This window comes from Bacillus sp. 123MFChir2 (genome assembly GCF_000383235.1).
Lineage (GTDB): Bacteria > Bacillota > Bacilli > Bacillales > Bacillaceae_G > Bacillus_A.
This window is the reverse complement of record NZ_KB910969.1, coordinates 15,087-32,319: the sequence shown is the minus strand read 5'-3', so window position 1 is coordinate 32,319 and position 17,233 is coordinate 15,087. Positions and strand designations below refer to the sequence as shown.

Sequence of the window (17,233 nt, the reverse complement as noted above, 5' to 3'; positions counted from 1 at the left end):
GAAAAAGGGAAAGAGCGTTACAAAATCGAAGCGAAAAATAGTGAACTGAAGCACAGACACGGGTATGATGTAGCATCTTCCTCGGGTCTCATTGGTATGCGAATGCAAGGTGCGATGGCTATATTTGCCGTCAATTTAAAACGAATTATGACCTTAATGAAGGAAAAAAAGGAAGAAAAGTAAAAAAAGAATAGAAAGAAAGGCGACTTTTCGTTCCATTTTGAACGAAAAGTCGCCTTTCTAATTTCACATCCGGTTTTTGAGCTGAAAAAACGTGAGTTTTTCAGTGGCCTCTTTATATATCGACCATTTTTTAGAATATATCGGCGCTTCGACACAATTTAAAGTGAAACTTCCATCAGTGACGCTTTTCTCACTGATGGAAAGCTCTCACCAATCGGGCTTTTACGGGCAGTTTTCTTCCCCGTGCTTCCCCATTCTTTACTGCCCGTTAATGCGGGATAAAGATTCCTCGACACCGTTCGACGCACCGTGTACAGTTTAAAGAGTTGCCAAAATCCCTTCATTTCACCGCAGCAATCAGCTCACGAATTTCATCTCGTTTTTCCTTCTCTAACAGTTCAATGACTTTACTGCCGACCACGACTCCATCGCACGCTCGAGTCATGTCTTCTATTTGCTCTTTTGTTGATATACCAAATCCAGCAACAACGGGAAGCTGCACATGCGCTTTCACCTTTTCTAAGTATGTGTGTAATTCTTGCGTGAAATCGCGGCGTACTCCCGTTACGCCTGCTACTGTGACAGCATAAACAAATCCTTGTGATTTACTTGTAATCTTTTGAATTCGTTCTATGGGGCTCGTTACTGTTACAAGCGGAATAAGTGCAATGTTAGCATCGGATAGTAGCGGTACAATGATATCTTGTTCTTCATATGGGAGGTCTGGCACGATTATCCCATCGACGCCTGCTTCGATGCAGCGCCCTATAAAACGCTCTTTCCCAAATGCTAAAATAGGATTTAAATAGGTCATGAGTACAAATGGGATTTGCTCTTCTCTTCGCACTTCCGCAAGTGCTTGAAAAATCCCCTCTAACGTTGCTCCGTTTTCTAAAGCTCGTTTTCCAGCCCTTTGAATCGTTGGTCCGTCTGCAACTGGATCAGAAAACGGGATGCCAATTTCAACAATGCTTGCCCCGGCTTCATCTAAAAAACGAATTTGTTCTTGTAAATCGCCATCTCCGCCCATTACATACGGAATGAACGCTTTTTTTCCATTTTCAAATACTTCACTTATTCTTTCTACTCCCATCACTTACACCTCTTCCATATATCGTTTTATACTTTCAACATCTTTATCACCGCGCCCGGATAAACAAATGACAAGTCCCTCATCACTTTTCATAGTCGGTGCTAGTTTCAGTGCGTACGAAACAGCATGTGAACTTTCTAATGCCGGGATTATCCCCTCTTTCTTCGTTAACAACTGAAACGCATGGAGTGCTTCTTCATCTGTTATGGAATGATACGATACACGGCCAATGTCTTTTAATAAGCTATGTTCCGGACCAACTCCTGGGTAATCAAGCCCTGCCGAAATGGAGTGCGCCTCTTGAATTTGTCCTTCTTCATTTTGCAAAATATACATCATCGATCCGTGCAGGACGCCGACGCTTCCTTTCGTTAATGTTGCGGCATGCTTCTCTGTATGAATTCCCTTGCCTGCTGCTTCTACGCCGTAAAGTGCAACTTCTTCCTCTTGCACAAACGGATAAAACATTCCCATCGCATTACTCCCGCCGCCAATGCAAGCGACAACAGCTTCCGGTAATTTCCCTTCTAACGCTGCATATTGTTTCTTCGTTTCCTCGCCGATCACACTTTGGAAATCACGTACCATTTGCGGAAACGGATGCGGTCCAAGAACAGATCCCATCACATAGTGTGTATCATGTACATGTGCAACCCAGTAGCGAAGCGCCTCGTTTACTGCATCTTTTAGCGTCCCGCTTCCTGCTGCAACTCTTTCCACTTTTGCGCCGAGCAATTCCATTCGAAAGACATTTAATTTTTGACGCTTCACATCCTCTTCTCCCATAAAAATGACGCACTCTAAGCCAAGCAAGGCACATACAGTTGCTGTTGCGACTCCATGCTGCCCAGCCCCGGTTTCAGCGACAACTTTCTTCTTGCCCATTCGCACTGCAAGAAGTGCTTGCCCAATTGTATTGTTAATTTTATGAGCACCTGTATGATTTAAATCTTCACGCTTTAAATAAATTTTTGCGCCGCCGCAATACTTTGTTAGATTTTCTGCAAAATAAAGCGGTGTTTCTCTGCCGACATACGTTTGTAAATAATGCTGTAATTGCTTTTGAAATGATTCATCTTGCATTGCCTCTTTATACGCTTCTTCTAATTCTAAAACAGACTGCATTAATGTTTCTGGGACATAACGTCCTCCGTACATACCGTAATGACCTTTTTCATCTGGATATACATATTGCATAGTTAACACTCCTTCGCTTTTGTTATAAATTGTTTTATTTTCTCGATATCTTTTTTGCCGTTTGTTTCTACGCCGCTGCTCACGTCAACCATATAGGGCCGAACCATTTCAATTGCATATGTTATATTCTCAAGATTCAATCCGCCTGCTAATATGCATTTTTTTTCAAGCGGATTTGATCGCAATAACTCCCATGAAAATGTTTTTCCATTCCCGCCATGAAACTGCTCTTTCGGACTATCAAATAATATAAAATCAGTTTCATATTCCTTTGCCCGTTCTATATCTTCGCGCGAACTCACACCAATCGCCTTTGTAGACAGAATATTCAATCTTTTGATATGATAGTTTTGTTCATCTCCATGTAGTTGTACGTGCGTTAAACCACAATGCGTTGCAATGTTTTCAATTACTTCCATCGACTCATTTACGAAAACACCAACTTTCATTACATTTTCCGGAAGCTCTTCGATAATTTGTTTTGCATGTTTGGGAGTAATTTTCCGTTTACTTTCCGCAAATACAAAGCCAATAGCATCCGCTCCGTATTCACAAGCGATTTTCGCCGCTTTTATATCGGTAATCCCGCAAATCTTTACTTTCATTTCGTCACCTGCAGTGATTGAAAAAAGTCTCCGACAGACGAGGCTGTCATGAACGCTTCTCCGACAAGAATTCCTTTTGCTCCGGCTTGCTTCACACGTGTAATATCTTCTTTCGTATGAATACCGCTCTCACTAATCCAAAGTACGTTTTGTTTATTTAACCGTTTCCCAAGTTGTTCCGTTATACATAAATCGACTTCGAATGTTTTTAAATTCCGATTGTTTACGCCGATGACATCTGGATTTAGCTCTAACGCTATTTCTAATTCCTCTTCATTATGAATCTCTACAATTGCTTCTAAGCCGAGCTCTTTTACATACGCATATAGCGCAAATAATTCTTCTTTTGGTAATGCAGCAACAATCAATAAAATGAGATCGGCTCCTGCTTCATACGCCCGGTCAATTTGGATCCGATCAATGATAAAATCTTTACATAAAAGCGGTACATTCACATGATTTCTTGCCGTTTCTAACTCGTGAAATGAGCCCTTAAAAAAGTGAATATCTGTTAAAACAGAGATTGCTCCGGCACCATTTGTTTCATAAAGCTCCGCTTGTTTCGCAACGTCAACGTGTAAGTTCATATCTCCTTTAGACGGTGAAGCACGTTTTATTTCTGCAATGACTGTAAATTGTCCTAGTGCTTCTACAAGAGAATAGGATGTACGGTTTTTCTTTTCTGGGATATACGTTTCATACAACACTGCTACTTCTTTCTTTTTTTGCTCGATAATTTTCGTTAAAATTGTGTCCATTTACTTCACCCTTTCTAGTTTTTTGTTACTTTCAGCAATTAAGAGCTGTAATTTCTCCAGCGCCCTTCCTGAATCAATACTATGAGCTGCTAAGCGAATGCTATCTTCAATTGTCCTTGCCTTTCCGTTTGCAAAGAGGGCAAGCCCGGCATTTAATAACACTGTCTCACGGTATACACTATCTTCTCCCTGCAGCACATGTAATGTAATATTGGCATTTCCCTTTGCATCTCCGCCTCGAATCGCTTCGTTTGTCACACGTGAAAATCCATACTCTTCCGGGGAAATTCCCACTTCCATAATGCTGTTATCTTTTAAAATTGCTATGTGATTCTCCCCTTGCAAAGATGCTTCGTCTAAAGATCCACTGCCGTTTACAACAATCGCTCTTTTTCTGCCAAGCTTTTGCAAGACTTCTGCTACCGGACGTAACATCTCCCGTTTGTAAATCCCGACGAACTGTGTTTCTAAATGAATGGGATTGGTAAGCGGTCCGATTAGGTTAAAGATTGTTGGAACGTTTAATTCTTTTCTTACTTTCATAATGCGGCGCAGTGCTGGATGCATTGCCGGTGCAAATAAAAAAGCGATACCGACGTTCTCTAACAAATAATCAATGTGCTTTGGCAAACATGCAATGTTTACACCAAGTTCTTCTAATAAATCCGCACTTCCTGTTTTACTAGAAACGGCGCGGTTTCCGTATTTCGCAACCTTTACACCTGCACCAGCAAGTACGAAAGCTGATGTTGTACTCACATTAAACGTCCCAGCCCCGTCCCCTCCTGTTCCGCAATTGTCCATCGCATTTGCAATATGATTGGAAAACGGCAATGCTTTTTCACGAAGGGCGCGAACAAGGCCGTATATTTCATCTGCTGTTTCCCCCTTTGCCTTTAACAATGCTAAAAAGGCTGCAATTTCACTTTCTAAAATATTTTCGCTTAATAAGCTAATACCCGCTTCATACATTTCCTGTTCCGTTAAATCTTGCCCTTCTACTAATTTTCGAAGATAGCCATTCATACTCTCTCCTCCTCTTTCACATGAGTTAAAGTGAAACTTTAATCAGTGGGGGGTTTTCTTCATCCCCCACTGATTATCAGCCCTCACCAATCCCGCATTAATTTATCACCTTCTTCTTCCTGAATAACAAGAAAGGTTTTCCCTTGTTGTTTTCCCATCATAAATTGTTCTTTCGTCATCATCACTGTCACCTCTCTATGCAAAATAAAAAAGTCCCCTGCATATGGAAATATGCAGAGGACGATAAATTTACCGCGGTACCACCTCTTGTTGGATGCAAAGCATCCCTCTTTTTCAGGTACAATCTTATACCCTATCCTTGTAACGGCGGAACCCGGGCCTGCCTACTTACAGTTCAGCATACCTCTCGTAAGCCCATTCTGCATATGGCACCGCACCGGGCTCTCACCTATCCCCGGCTCTCTGAAACGTCTCCAATATACATACTCTTCTTACTCATCGATTTATCCTATTCATTTTTTTGTATACAAAAAGGGAGTACTCATCCTATAAAAAGGACGGGTACTCCCGTGGTGCCACCTTAATTCGTTACAAAAGTAACGCACTTTTCCGTATCGAAATACAATACGTGTCTCTTGTAACGATGAGATCTTTTCGCCAAAGCCTACTTCTGTCGTTTCGGTTTGGAAGCTCCGAAGCCCATTCCATATTACTTTCATACTGATTCGCACCAACCATCAGCTCTCTGACATGTCCATAATATGTACTCTTCTTCATCAACGCTTGCGTTTTTAAATTTGAAATCATTATATGCTTTTCTTTTTTTGGAAGTCAATACCTTCAAGAAATAATTTTTTTATGTCCATCTTAAATATTATATTGACAAAACAACTCATTTTTATGTAAAAATAATAAATACTCTATAAAAATAGCTATGCATCAACAAAAAACTTTATTTTGGTAAAATATTTTATCTTCTAAATACGCTTATATTTCTGAAAATTCATATTTAGAGGATAGATTTTTACATATAATCATGTTAGATTATAATATGTAACGCAGCAAAAGATACTACTTAGGAAAGGGGACTAACATGAACACACAGATTTTGATTTCTATTTCGATCTATATGATCGGGATGTTAGTAATTGGCTACATCGCCTACAAACGAACATCTAATTTAACTGACTATATGCTTGGCGGGCGTACATTAGGCCCCGCAGTAACAGCACTTAGTGCAGGCGCTGCTGATATGAGCGGCTGGCTATTAATGGGATTACCCGGTGCTATGTTTGCAACAGGTCTAAGCAGCAGTTGGATTGCGATCGGTTTAACACTCGGCGCATATGCAAACTGGCTATACGTCGCTCCTCGCTTACGTACCTACTCTGAACTTGCAAACAATTCAATTACAATCCCAGAATTTTTGGAACATCGCTTCCACGATAATTCTCATATGCTACGTCTTGTTTCCGGACTTGTTATTTTAATCTTTTTTACATTTTATGTAGCTTCTGGATTAGTTTCAGGCGCTGTTTTATTCCGTAATACATTTGGAATGGACTATCACACAGGACTTTTCATCGTTGCAGCTGTTGTTGTAGCATATACGTTATTTGGCGGTTTCTTAGCTGTAAGTTGGACAGACTTCGTACAAGGAATTATTATGGTCATCGCACTCGTTTTAGTTCCAGTTGTAACAATTATGCATGTAAATGGTCTTGGATCAGCATTTCATACGATTCAATCTGTCGATCCAACGTTATTAAATATTTTTAAAGGCACTTCTGTCCTCGGCGTTATTTCTTTATTTGCTTGGGGTCTTGGTTATGTTGGACAACCTCATATTATCGTGCGCTTTATGGCAATTTCATCTGTAAAAGAATTAAAAAGCGCTCGCCGCATCGGAATGAGCTGGATGATTTTCTCTATTGTCGGCGCAATGTTTACTGGACTAATTGGAATTGCTTATTATGCTGACAGGGATATGAAATTAGCAGATCCAGAAACGATTTTCCTTGAGCTTGGAAATATTTTATTCCATCCTCTCATTACTGGATTTTTATTAGCTGCCATTTTAGCGGCAATTATGAGTACAATTTCTTCTCAGCTTCTTGTTACTTCAAGTGCTGTAACAGAAGATTTATACCGGACATTTTTCCGCCGCTCTGCAAAGGACCGCGAACTTGTTTTTGTAGGACGTATGGCCGTTCTGATCATTGCTCTAATCTCAACCGGACTTGCTTTTAAACAAAATGACACAATTCTAGCACTTGTCGGCTACGCTTGGGCAGGATTCGGTTCTTCATTCGGACCAGTTGTTTTATTAAGCCTATACTGGAAACGAATGACGAAATGGGGCGCCCTTGCTGGTATGATCGCCGGTGCAACAACTGTTATTACGTGGACACAATTTAAGTTTTTAAAAGATATGCTATATGAAATGATTCCTGGTTTTGCTGTGAGCTTACTCGTTATTATTATTGTAAGTCTATTAACAAAGCCATCAGAAAAGGTTCAAAAAGAATTTGACGAGTTCGAAAAAATAGCTTCTTAATAAAAAAACAATCCCTGCTTCTGTACAATAGAAGCGGGGATTGTTTTTTTATTAATCCATTTTGATTTTTCAACATGCAAATCACTGCTATACAGAACAAACAGTGACCGCTTCTCTGCACGGCCAGATGCTCTCGCCCACCTGAAAAGAAAGGAGTTTTTTAGGTCAGTTTTTCAATTTGTATTTATATATTATTGTACTGAATTTTCTGTAAATTAACAAATTCTTTATATTACCTTAAATTATTTCTAACATTCTTTGTATATAGTATAACTAAGAACATTATTAGAAGGAGGACACCTTATATGCAATTACCATTTCATCCCCAAAAACACCTTATCTCTTCTTCATGTGCTGCAATGCAAACCGATCTGCCTCATATTACCATTATTCCTTCTATTGTGCCGGTCATCGGTGTACAACTGCAAAAAGCTAAGTTAAAACTAAAAACTGGGCAACAAGCAGAACTTACTGCTGCTGTCCTTCCTTCACAGGCAAGTAACCAAGATATCATTTGGACGTGCATGAACCCCCATATTGTAGAGATTCATCCCGAAAAACAGAAAGCAACTGTAATAGGAAAACAAGCCGGACAAGCTACTATTGTTGTCACAACCGCAGAAGGAAAATTCCGCGATCTATGTACTGTCCACGTTCAGCCCTATATCATCAAACCTAAATAAAGTGAAACTAGCCACCAGTGCTTTACCGGTGGCTAGTTGAATGAATACTTTAATTGTCCGAAACAACTATGTCTCTTGCGTATATACCATGCCTTCTACCGATTCTTTAAATGGGCGCTTTTGTTGCTGTAATAAAAAGATACACACACCACATAATACAAGAATGCTTCCGACTACTTGCATAGAATTTAATTTTTCACCGAGTAAAAAGAAAGCAAGGATCATCGCACCGACAGGCTCACCTAAAATACTCATAGAGATGGTTGTTGCATTTACATAATTCAATAACCAATTATTAATCATTTGAGATACAGTCGGTACGGTTGCAAGTAAGAAAAATACAGTCCAGTCCCATGACGAATACCCTGTAAATGGAATTTGTAATATCATGTTATATATACTTAAAAATAGAGCTGCAAATGTAAAGACAGTAAAACTATAAATCCAATGCGATACTTTTTTCACTGTCGTTTGTCCAATAAATAAATATCCAACCACTGCAATTACACTCAAAAATGATAATATATCCCCTAAAACTGCTTCCCTGCTCAGTCCTAAATCTCCCCATCCAATACACCCTACACCAATAATCGCAATTCCCATTGTTGCAAGTGACATGAGTGTTGTTCTTTCTTTAAATAGGAAAAATCCGCCAATGAGGGATACGAGTGGCTGCAATGCTAAAATAATCGTAGAGCTTGCAACTGTTGTAAATTTTAACGATGCAAACCAAAGAAGAAAATGCAGTGCTAAAAAGAATCCAGATCCAATTAAAAATCCCCAGTCTTTCTTCTCAATTCTCGTAAATTCTGCTCTTTTCTTCCAGACAATCGGAAGCATAATAATCACAATAATCCATAAACGATACATACTTAAAATAGAAGATGGTGCCGTAGACATTTTTACAAAAATAGCCGCAAATGAAATCGTAATAATCGAAATCGCTAACGGCAGTGCTATAGATTGTTGCTGCTTCATATACTGTCTCCTTATTTCTATATATCTATCTTGATTTTTCAACATATAAGTGGCGGCTATACATAACAAAACATGACCCGCTACTCGCTTCCTCCATTTGTTTTAAACCTCGCGCGTGGCAGAATTAAGCCCTGACCGCTCCTACGCATGGACAGTCCCTCTCGCCCATCTAAAAAAAGAAGGTTTTATGTCAGATCTTTAATTCAAATTCATCTACAAGAAAAATTCTCATTTCATTATAGCCGTTTCTTTCCATACTGAATACTAATTTTTTAGATTCTTCTCATTCTTATGCTAAAATAAAGTTGTAGTAACTTTTTACTTAGGGGAGATTACACGATGACACAAACAATCGGAAAAATTGAAGAACTTACTTTTTACAGCAAATCATTGCAAGAGGATCTAACGCTTCTCGTTTATTTACCAGCAAATTTCACACCGCTTCATAAGCACACCATTGTGATTGCACAAGATGGCAGAGATTATTTTCAACTTGGAAAAGCACATCGCGTTATAGAGTCACTTCGCGAAACAGAGGAAATTGATCGAACGATTATTGTTGGTATTCCATATAAAGACGTACACGATCGAAAAGAAAAATATCATCCAAACGGCTCACAAAATGACATGTACATTCGCTTTTTAGCTCATGAACTCGTGCCATATTTAGATGAGCAGTACCCAACATATCAAATGGGAAAAGGCCGCGTTTTAATCGGGGATTCTTTAGGCGGTACGGTTTCATTTATGACTGCACTTATGTATCCGCATACATTTGGAAAGGTAATTATGCAGTCACCATTTGTAAATGAATCTGTATTAGAGCGTACTAAAGTCTTTACAGAGCCGCACGTCTTAGATTTATATCACATCATCGGTACAGAAGAAACAGCTGTAAAAACAACAGATGGTAATATTTCTGATTTTGTAACGCCAAACCGTGATTTGCATTCTCTTCTTACTGAAAGAGGATTTATAACTTATTACGAAGAGTTTACTGGCAATCACACATGGAAATATTGGCAAAAAAACTTACCACATGCGTTTTCTCATATGCTAGTGCTGAAATAATATACAGTATCATTCAGAATTATCTGATATAATAAACAAAGAGTTCTTTTTTCATACAAACTACGTTCAGACAAGGGGAGGAATTTAGAGATGAAACTAGGTATTGTAATTTTTCCATCAAAAATGATTCAAGATAAAGCAAACGGTCTGCGTAAGCGTTATGATCCACATTATGCATTAGTTCCACCACACGTTACATTAAAAGCACCTTTCGAAGTAGCTGATGAAAAATTAGAAACGATTGTACAAGAGCTTCATACAATTGCAAATAAAACAAATACGTTTACATTACATGTTGGAAAAGTTAGCTCATTTGCACCTGTAAATAACGTTATTTATTTTAAAGTAGAAAAAACACCTGAATTAACATTTCTAAACGAAGAAATGCATAACGGTATATTCACACAAGATCGCGAATATGCTTTTGTGCCGCACCTTACAATTGGACAACAATTATCAGATGCAGAGCATGCAGATGTTTTAGGTCGCTTAAAGATGAAAGATTTCTATTATGAGCAACCAATCGATCGGTTCCATTTACTATACCAATTAGAAAACGGAACATGGACAGTATACGAAACATTCCATTTAGGAAAGGGGCAACAATAATTTGCAAATTATAGTCGTACAAAATGAAAAACAACTAGAAGATGCTTTTTCCGTTCGTAAACAAGTTTTTGTAGATGAGCAAAAGGTTACATCCGAAGAAGAATACGACGAATATGATCAAGCTGCAAAACATGTTGTTTTATACGATCAAGATGTTCCAGTTGGAGCTGGACGCTTTCGCATCGTCGATGGTATCGGGAAAATGGAACGCATTTGTGTCTTATCATCTCACCGCCAAAAAGGGGCTGGCAAGATAATCATGGACGCATTAGAGGTTCTTGCGAAAGAAGAATCTCTTCCAAAACTGAAACTTCATGCACAAACACATGCTGAGCCGTTTTATCATAAGCTTGGATACAAAACAACTTCTGATGTATTTATGGATGCTGATATTCCGCATGTTGTCATGATAAAAGATCTATAAAAAGAAGCGCCTTGTTTGGCGCTTCTTTTTTATCAAATAGGCGTGGACACTCAGGACGTGGCCAACGCCGTGCGCTGGGCACGTTATCGAGACGTACCGATAAGTGGTTTATTTTAATCCTTTCAACACATAAATCACGGCTTCTTCAAAAAAAATTCAAACTGCACTCGTTCCCTCTCTTTGGTTGAACATCGCACGGGGCTAACACAGGAACTGACCGCTACTACACATGGCCAGTTCCTCTCGCCAATCCAAAAAAGAGAGGTTTTTAATTTCTACACCCCAAACGAAATCACATTACTCCCCTACTTTTTACATTGCCAATTCCCCTATCTTCCGCTAAAGTTATAAGTTGATGCTACTTATTGAAGGTGAAATTATGACTAAGGAAAATTTTTCGCAAAAATCATTAACACATTCGAATATACCTCGCGCAACTTATCATATTCCGAAAACATCTACGGACTTAGTTCAGCCAAATGATGCGGATGTTACTTATTTTCGCGCTCTTGAAAAACAAGGAATATATTTAAATGAAAAGCAATTAGAAGCTGTTCGTCAGACTGAAGGGCCCGTTCTTACATTAGCTGGTGCTGGCAGTGGAAAAACGTCTGTCTTAACAACGCGCGTTGGCTATTTAGTCAATGTAAAAGGTATTCACCCGCGCAACATATTGCTGCTTACCTTTACACAAAAAGCAGCAGAAGAAATTCGAAGCCGCGTAGCAACATTACCTGGCATGACACCTGCAGCGAGCCATTATCTTGTTGCTGGAACATTCCACTCTGTGTTCTTAAAGTTACTTCGCAGCCAAGGATACAACCAACAAATTTTAGCAAACGAAAAGCACAAACAAATTATTATAAAGAAAATTTTAAAAGAACTTCGTTTAAAAGATGACTATGATGCGGAAAGTATGCTAGCAATGATTTCACTTAAAAAAAATAAATTAAATAGGCCAAAAGATGTCCAAGCTAAAACACCTGTGGAACGTGAATTTCAAGAAGTGTATCAACGTTATGAAGACGTAAAACAAAGTCATGGCTATTTAGATTTTGATGATATTTTACTTGAAACGTTCTATTTGTTAGAAAATAATGCAGCTTTATTAACGCAGCTGCAATCTCGCTTTCAATACATTGAAGTGGATGAATTTCAAGATACATCATACGCTCAGTATGAAATTGTAAAATTATTAGCAGCACCGCAAAACAACTTATTTATCGCGGGGGATGACGATCAAGCGATCTACGGCTGGCGCGGAGCTAGTCATCAAATTATCCTTGCTTTTCCAAAAGAATTTGATGATACAACTATTATTACTTTAAATACAAATTATCGCTCGAACCCATTTATTGTTGGCCTTGGTAATGAAGTCATTAAGCTAAATCAAGAACGATTTAACAAAGAACTGTACTCCGTTCACGAAGAAGGCGTGCAGCCGTTTTATTCAAGACCGGCAACAACATTGGATGAAGCAAATCAAATACTGCAACTGATTCAAGATAAAGTAGCAAGCGGTGAAAGGCGCTATACAGACTTTTGCTTATTATACCGGACCCATTCTGTAAGCCGTTCCTTACTCGATCAGCTTACGGTTCATAAAATACCGTTCGTCAAATACGGGGTAAGCCAATCATTTTATGAACACTCACTTATTAAACCGGTATTAGATCAACTGCGATTGGCCTTTGAGCCATTTCGATTAGAATCACTTGCAAGTATTTTGCCAACGATGTATATCGGACGCGATGAATGTATATCATTTATTGAACGAGAACAATGGAAATACGGTGAAGGACGTTTCCCTTCCCTTTTACATTTTCTTTTACTGAATCCGAATTTAAAATCGTTCCAAGTAAAGAAAATCAATGATCGTATTGATTTTCTAAAATTCATTAAAAAACTTGAACCGAAAAATGCATTAAAAGAAATTATTAAAGGAAAAGGACAATATTTAGAATATCTGCAAAGCAATGACCGTTCTTCTTTCACAATGCAAAAAGAAATACAAGAAGAAATGCTTGAAGAGCTCATTGAATCTGCAAATCGCTTTTCCGACATTCCAGCGTATTTAGACTTTGTAAACACAGCGATACAAAGTCAAAAAGAAATGGAAGCCTTAAAAACAAGAGCCCAGCAAGATGCGGTCTCGCTTATGTCAATTCATAACGCCAAAGGCCTTGAATTTCCATGCGTTTTCTTACTCGGTGCAAGCGATGGAATATTACCGCATTCTTCGTCATTAAAAGATGCAAACGACCGCGTCACCGATACCTCCGAGGCATTAGAAGAAGAACGACGCTTAGCATACGTGGCAATTACACGAGCAAAAGAAGAATTATACATTTCTTCTCCGCAGTTTTTTAGAGGAAAAAAACTTGATGTTTCGAGATTTTTATTTTTGACAAGAGATGACCTACAAAAAACAAAATAACAACTGGCTTAAAGCTTTATGAAATAAAGTGAAACTTTAATCAGAGGGGCTTTCTTCACCCTCCACTTTACTGCCCACGAATAGCGGGATAAAACAAAAAATACCCTGTTTTTTCTTCCCCAAAGGATAAAACAGGGTATTTTTTATTTAAAAGCAGACTCATTATTTACATATTTCATTATCTATGAATATCTATTTTTCTTCCCACCACAGTTACAACCTTTTTTCTTTACATATCCTTGCTGTTCCAGTTGCTGCCATTCTTGCTGCTCTTGTTGTTGTTCTTCCTGCTGTCCTTGCTGTTGCTCTTCCTGCTGCCCTTGTTGCTGTTGCTGCATTTGATACCAATATTGAAGATTATGATATGGATTTGGTTGCTGATACTTCGCCATGGCAAACATCTCCTCTATTTTTTAACACTCTCTTTACTATATGAACAACCTTTCTGTTTCGTGCCTTCATTTCTCACTCATTCAGCCATCGAATTACAATCGTTTCAATAATCGCTGCAGCCCCAGCAACTGCTAACAATAAAATAATAGGCGTTGCTACTTTCGGAATCCATTCATAACATAAAAGTAATAGGGCACTCACCCATATTCCTGTACACCAATAGCAACTTAACAATTCCCCAATAAATTTACGTAAACCCGCTTCTTTTATTTTCATATAAGTTGAAACCGTGCCATCCTCTTCTGTAATCTGTATTTCTTCAATAAAAGGCGCACGTATAAAAGATGTAATCTTATCAAAGACCAAAAGGCGCGTTAACCGAAATACTGCAAACGAAAAAATAAAAAACATAAGCCAGCTCTCAAAAAACAAGTTCCCCATCCCCTTTTCTTTTCAGATAAATACAGGCTTATCCTTTGAAAAAAACAACTTGAGAGCAGTAACAGATTTACCTCGCATTCAATATTCTATTAGTGTAATCAAAACTTATGATAAGGAGTGAAAAGAATGGGTAACAATGATGATAAAAAGAGTATGCACATCAATTGCGTATGTGATGTTGTAAACTTCATCAATGAATTACAAGATTGTGCAACAAGCACATGCCCAACAGGTTGCGATGTTCCATTTCTAGGTGCACACCAAGGATCGAGACTCGCAAATACGCGCCCATTTATATTATTTACTAGTGAAGCAGATCCATTAAAAGTATTTATTCCTTCTACTAATACTACAGATTGTACTACGTTGGTTCTTCGCGTAGAAAGTGTAGACGATTGCTGTGCAGTATTACGTGGATTAGAAGTACAAAACGTACCACATGATCAAAATCCAATTTGTTACTTCTTAAATACCCCTACTGCTACACTACAAGCAACAAATTCTGTTATAACTGTTGACTTAAATTGTTTCTGTGCAATTCAATGCTTACGCGATGTACACGTTGCAGGCGTATAATGTGTAAAACCTAAAAACTATTGAGGTGGTAGGAATCCTACCACCTTTTCCACATTATAACCCCATTATGCGAATCGACATGACCTCTTCTATACCTAAACTAAAATTTCCAATTTGATTTGGTACCACCATTTGAAACACCCCGTTTTCATAAGAAGAAATAACTCCTACATAAGAAGCTTTTTCTGTTTTCACTATACATTTCACACCTGGTATATAATGCGGTCGATTTAACAAGAAATATATTTTCTCTTCATTATTCATATCTCCAAATGCTTTATTCTGCCATGTGTTGCTTGCAGATTCTGCATATTGCTCGTCGTTTTGCTCTTGTTCATCACTTTGCTCTTGTTCATCACTTTGCTCTTGTTCATCACTTTGATTTGGCTCATTTCCTTCTTCTATGTCCGTTTTCTCGTTATATTGCTCACCCCTGTTTATCTCTTCTAGAATAGGTTCATCATTTTCATTATGATCTATTTCATTCGCCTTTGTTTTCGTAATTTTCTCTGTCTGTTTCACAATTACACTCCGCTGCACATGCTGAAGCTTATATAAATCCAAATGTTGAATATATAATAACGGTTTATTTTTCGCTTTCTTTATTTGTTTACCAGCCATCTCTAATCCTCCTTTTTACTGAAACGTGCATTATTACAGTTATATTCATATGAGACAGAGAAGTTTCATAAAAAATCACTCCTTTATCTATGTATATAAGGTATTTTCTTTATTTCCTTACAATTAGGAATTGGTCTGTAACCATTTTTCAATTCTCTTCATTAAATAGAATTAGAATGTACAAGGTATTAAAACTACATTTCAACCCTTGTATATAACAGGAAAAAGATTCTTTTTCTCAATTTGGAAATATCCTATTTAGATAGATAACCCAGTACCATTCCTTTTTATTATTCATAAAATATATTGAAACAACTATTTTTTAAAAGATAAGGAGGATTTAACTTGGGTAATTCTAATAACAAGAGGTGCATACCGATTCAGTGTGCATTCCCTGTACCATGCCCATGCCCAACTGGACCAACTGGGCCGACTGGACCAACTGGGCCGACTGGACCAACTGGGCCGACTGGACCAACTGGACCGACTGGACCAACTGGACCGACTGGACCAACTGGGCCGACTGGACCGACTGGACCAACTGGACCGACTGGACCAACTGGACCGACTGGACCAACTGGGCCGACTGGACCAACTGGACCGACTGGACCAACTGGGCCGACTGGACCGACTGGACCAACTGGACCGACTGGACCAACTGGACCGACTGGACCAACTGGGCCGACTGGACCAACTGGACCAACTGGACCGACTGGACCAACTGGGCCGGCCGTTGATACTGAGTGTGATTGCTGCGTAGAGCCGATGAGACAATTTTTAGAAGATCTTATTGCTGCTGGTGCTGTAAATAATATTACAGTCGCAACTACACAACAAAGCGTTGCGGGGGCAATAAACAATGCAACACTTAGCGCGGTAATGGGTAACGTTTTAGTTATTAATGGTGGAGATGCAGCGATACCTATTTGTAAAATTGCTGGATTAGGCTCTAATTCTTCACCAAATCCGCTACTAGCAGTACCACTTCCTCAGCCAATAGTTGAAGCTGACACAGGATTCTGCGCTTGCTGTGAACAACCGACAAGAGCTATGCTGGAATCGTTTTTAGGAGTAGCAGGTACTACTGCAGACTTCCAAACAGAAGGTTCTAGTAACTTTCAAAATTTACAAAACTTTAATGTCGTTATTCCAACTGCAGCCAATATAGTTGAAGGTTTAATCAGAATAACAAATGACGGTGATGTCAGAGTTCTATCGACTTGTCATATTTCGGCTATAACCGATATCACGCCGCCTGGCGAAACACCAGGAAACTAACATTATTAATACCATAATAAAAACATACTAAGATTAGTAGCACAGACCACGGCCATGATTTGTGCTACTATTTTTTATAGTAGCAGTGAAGAATAGATCGTTACAGCTTCAGAACCTAGAGCTCGTACAAAAAACTGACCTATTTCACTCCCCTTATAAGAATCAATTTTAGTATGTTGGATCCTTGAGATCGTGTATAAGAAAAGGGAATCGATAAGGTGATGTGAAGACTTCTATAAAAACTAAGAGGTATGCTTATGCAAAGTGTAATTGCTTTCGATGTTAGTATGAGGAAAAGTTATATGATTATTTATAACTCAGCACAATCTTGTATTTTTGAGG

At 38.6% G+C, this 17,233-nt stretch carries 17 protein-coding genes, 1 pseudogene and 2 other annotated features; of the genes and pseudogenes, 9 read left to right on the top strand and 9 right to left on the bottom strand.

The genetic code is table 11. From position 1 onward, the window contains the following. Nucleotides 1-183, top strand: a pseudogene (locus H280_RS0118920) (IS5/IS1182 family transposase); the annotation flags it as partial. A 340-nt stretch (nucleotides 184-523) separates the two neighbouring features. On the opposite strand, the gene trpA reads toward H280_RS0118920, so the two are convergent. From trpA to trpD, 5 genes are read right to left on the bottom strand one after another with little or no spacing between them, the layout of a single operon-like run. After that, on the bottom strand, nucleotides 524-1,276 hold the full coding sequence (gene trpA / locus H280_RS0118915) for a tryptophan synthase subunit alpha (RefSeq protein WP_020062701.1): 753 nt from the start codon (nucleotides 1,274-1,276) through the stop codon (nucleotides 524-526). A 3-nt stretch (nucleotides 1,277-1,279) separates the two neighbouring features. After that, a complete protein-coding gene (trpB, locus tag H280_RS0118910) occupies nucleotides 1,280-2,473 on the bottom strand; it encodes a tryptophan synthase subunit beta (protein WP_020062700.1) in 1,194 nt (397 codons plus the stop codon). 2 nt (nucleotides 2,474-2,475) lie between these two features. Beyond that, nucleotides 2,476-3,078, bottom strand: a complete 603-nt coding sequence (locus H280_RS0118905; RefSeq protein ID WP_020062699.1) for a phosphoribosylanthranilate isomerase — start codon at nucleotides 3,076-3,078, stop codon at nucleotides 2,476-2,478. Further along, a complete protein-coding gene (gene trpC / locus H280_RS0118900; RefSeq protein WP_020062698.1) occupies nucleotides 3,075-3,836 on the bottom strand; it encodes an indole-3-glycerol phosphate synthase TrpC in 762 nt (253 codons plus the stop codon). Before trpC ends, H280_RS0118905 begins: the two co-directional genes overlap by 4 nt. Beyond that, nucleotides 3,837-4,862: an anthranilate phosphoribosyltransferase gene (gene trpD / locus H280_RS0118895; protein ID WP_020062697.1), complete on the bottom strand. Its 1,026-nt coding sequence runs from the start codon at nucleotides 4,860-4,862 to the stop codon at nucleotides 3,837-3,839. 233 nt (nucleotides 4,863-5,095) lie between these two features. Then, nucleotides 5,096-5,331 (bottom strand) — a binding site (T-box leader). A 42-nt stretch (nucleotides 5,332-5,373) separates the two neighbouring features. Beyond that, nucleotides 5,374-5,612, bottom strand: a binding site (T-box leader). A 304-nt stretch (nucleotides 5,613-5,916) separates the two neighbouring features. Here trpD and putP point away from each other — a divergent pair. Further along, complete coding sequence (putP, locus tag H280_RS0118885; protein ID WP_020062695.1) at nucleotides 5,917-7,380, top strand: sodium/proline symporter PutP; 1,464 nt, start codon at nucleotides 5,917-5,919, stop codon at nucleotides 7,378-7,380. 305 nt (nucleotides 7,381-7,685) lie between these two features. Next, nucleotides 7,686-8,063, top strand: coding sequence for an Ig-like domain-containing protein (locus H280_RS0118880; protein ID WP_020062694.1), 378 nt, complete (start codon nucleotides 7,686-7,688; stop codon nucleotides 8,061-8,063). 66 nt (nucleotides 8,064-8,129) lie between these two features. Here the strand turns inward: H280_RS0118880 and H280_RS0118875 are convergent, their stop codons facing one another. Next, nucleotides 8,130-9,041: a DMT family transporter gene (locus tag H280_RS0118875; protein ID WP_020062693.1), complete on the bottom strand. Its 912-nt coding sequence runs from the start codon at nucleotides 9,039-9,041 to the stop codon at nucleotides 8,130-8,132. Between the two features lie 339 nt (nucleotides 9,042-9,380). Here H280_RS0118875 and H280_RS0118870 point away from each other — a divergent pair, with 339 nt between their 5' ends. From H280_RS0118870 to H280_RS0118855, 4 genes are all read left to right on the top strand, one after another. Continuing rightward, nucleotides 9,381-10,112, top strand: coding sequence for an alpha/beta hydrolase (locus H280_RS0118870; RefSeq protein WP_020062692.1), 732 nt, complete (start codon nucleotides 9,381-9,383; stop codon nucleotides 10,110-10,112). 90 nt (nucleotides 10,113-10,202) lie between these two features. Continuing rightward, the gene (locus H280_RS0118865; RefSeq protein ID WP_020062691.1) at nucleotides 10,203-10,721 is read left to right on the top strand and encodes a YjcG family protein; all 519 of its coding nucleotides are present in this window, start codon (nucleotides 10,203-10,205) and stop codon (nucleotides 10,719-10,721) included. Between the two features lies 1 nt (nucleotide 10,722). Continuing rightward, nucleotides 10,723-11,145: a GNAT family N-acetyltransferase gene (locus H280_RS0118860; RefSeq protein WP_020062690.1), complete on the top strand. Its 423-nt coding sequence runs from the start codon at nucleotides 10,723-10,725 to the stop codon at nucleotides 11,143-11,145. A gap of 379 nt (nucleotides 11,146-11,524) precedes the next feature. Continuing rightward, entirely contained in the window at nucleotides 11,525-13,582 is a 2,058-nt protein-coding gene (locus H280_RS0118855) for an ATP-dependent helicase (RefSeq protein WP_020062689.1), read from the top strand. 182 nt (nucleotides 13,583-13,764) lie between these two features. Here H280_RS0118855 and H280_RS0118850 read toward each other — a convergent pair whose 3' ends face one another. Together H280_RS0118850 and H280_RS0118845 are read right to left on the bottom strand one after the other, a co-directional pair. Then, nucleotides 13,765-13,983, bottom strand: a complete 219-nt coding sequence (locus H280_RS0118850) for a hypothetical protein (protein ID WP_051094790.1) — start codon at nucleotides 13,981-13,983, stop codon at nucleotides 13,765-13,767. A gap of 64 nt (nucleotides 13,984-14,047) precedes the next feature. Next, a complete protein-coding gene (locus H280_RS0118845; protein WP_020062687.1) occupies nucleotides 14,048-14,407 on the bottom strand; it encodes a DUF1360 domain-containing protein in 360 nt (119 codons plus the stop codon). Nucleotides 14,408-14,542: 135 nt separating this feature from the next. Here H280_RS0118845 and H280_RS0118840 point away from each other — a divergent pair, with 135 nt between their 5' ends. Continuing rightward, nucleotides 14,543-14,992, top strand: a complete 450-nt coding sequence (locus H280_RS0118840) for a CotY/CotZ family spore coat protein (protein WP_020062686.1) — start codon at nucleotides 14,543-14,545, stop codon at nucleotides 14,990-14,992. A 54-nt stretch (nucleotides 14,993-15,046) separates the two neighbouring features. Here the strand turns inward: H280_RS0118840 and H280_RS24480 are convergent, their stop codons facing one another. Beyond that, entirely contained in the window at nucleotides 15,047-15,613 is a 567-nt protein-coding gene (locus H280_RS24480) for a CotO family spore coat protein (RefSeq protein WP_020062685.1), read from the bottom strand. 372 nt (nucleotides 15,614-15,985) lie between these two features. Here H280_RS24480 and H280_RS26620 point away from each other — a divergent pair, with 372 nt between their 5' ends. Next, nucleotides 15,986-16,891 carry a bclA protein gene (locus tag H280_RS26620; RefSeq protein WP_442852831.1) on the top strand — a complete coding sequence of 302 codons (906 nt, stop codon included), beginning with the start codon at nucleotides 15,986-15,988 and terminating at the stop codon, nucleotides 16,889-16,891. The last annotated feature ends 342 nt before the right edge of the window (nucleotides 16,892-17,233 follow it).

Excerpts from the sequence above, each read along its gene's own strand:
- trpA (WP_020062701.1), bottom strand. The coding sequence starts at position 1,276 with ATGGGAGTAGAAAGAATAAGTGAAGTATTTGAAAATGGAAAAAAAGCG.
- trpB (WP_020062700.1), bottom strand. The coding sequence starts at position 2,473 with ATGCAATATGTATATCCAGATGAAAAAGGTCATTACGGTATGTACGGA.
- H280_RS0118905 (WP_020062699.1), bottom strand. The coding sequence starts at position 3,078 with ATGAAAGTAAAGATTTGCGGGATTACCGATATAAAAGCGGCGAAAATC.
- trpC (WP_020062698.1), bottom strand. The coding sequence starts at position 3,836 with ATGGACACAATTTTAACGAAAATTATCGAGCAAAAAAAGAAAGAAGTA.
- trpD (WP_020062697.1), bottom strand. The coding sequence starts at position 4,862 with ATGAATGGCTATCTTCGAAAATTAGTAGAAGGGCAAGATTTAACGGAA.
- putP (WP_020062695.1), top strand. The coding sequence starts at position 5,917 with ATGAACACACAGATTTTGATTTCTATTTCGATCTATATGATCGGGATG.
- H280_RS0118880 (WP_020062694.1), top strand. The coding sequence starts at position 7,686 with ATGCAATTACCATTTCATCCCCAAAAACACCTTATCTCTTCTTCATGT.
- H280_RS0118875 (WP_020062693.1), bottom strand. The coding sequence starts at position 9,041 with ATGAAGCAGCAACAATCTATAGCACTGCCGTTAGCGATTTCGATTATT.
- H280_RS0118870 (WP_020062692.1), top strand. The coding sequence starts at position 9,381 with ATGACACAAACAATCGGAAAAATTGAAGAACTTACTTTTTACAGCAAA.
- H280_RS0118865 (WP_020062691.1), top strand. The coding sequence starts at position 10,203 with ATGAAACTAGGTATTGTAATTTTTCCATCAAAAATGATTCAAGATAAA.
- H280_RS0118855 (WP_020062689.1), top strand. The coding sequence starts at position 11,525 with ATGACTAAGGAAAATTTTTCGCAAAAATCATTAACACATTCGAATATA.
- H280_RS0118850 (WP_051094790.1), bottom strand. The coding sequence starts at position 13,983 with ATGTTTGCCATGGCGAAGTATCAGCAACCAAATCCATATCATAATCTT.
- H280_RS0118840 (WP_020062686.1), top strand. The coding sequence starts at position 14,543 with ATGGGTAACAATGATGATAAAAAGAGTATGCACATCAATTGCGTATGT.
- H280_RS24480 (WP_020062685.1), bottom strand. The coding sequence starts at position 15,613 with ATGGCTGGTAAACAAATAAAGAAAGCGAAAAATAAACCGTTATTATAT.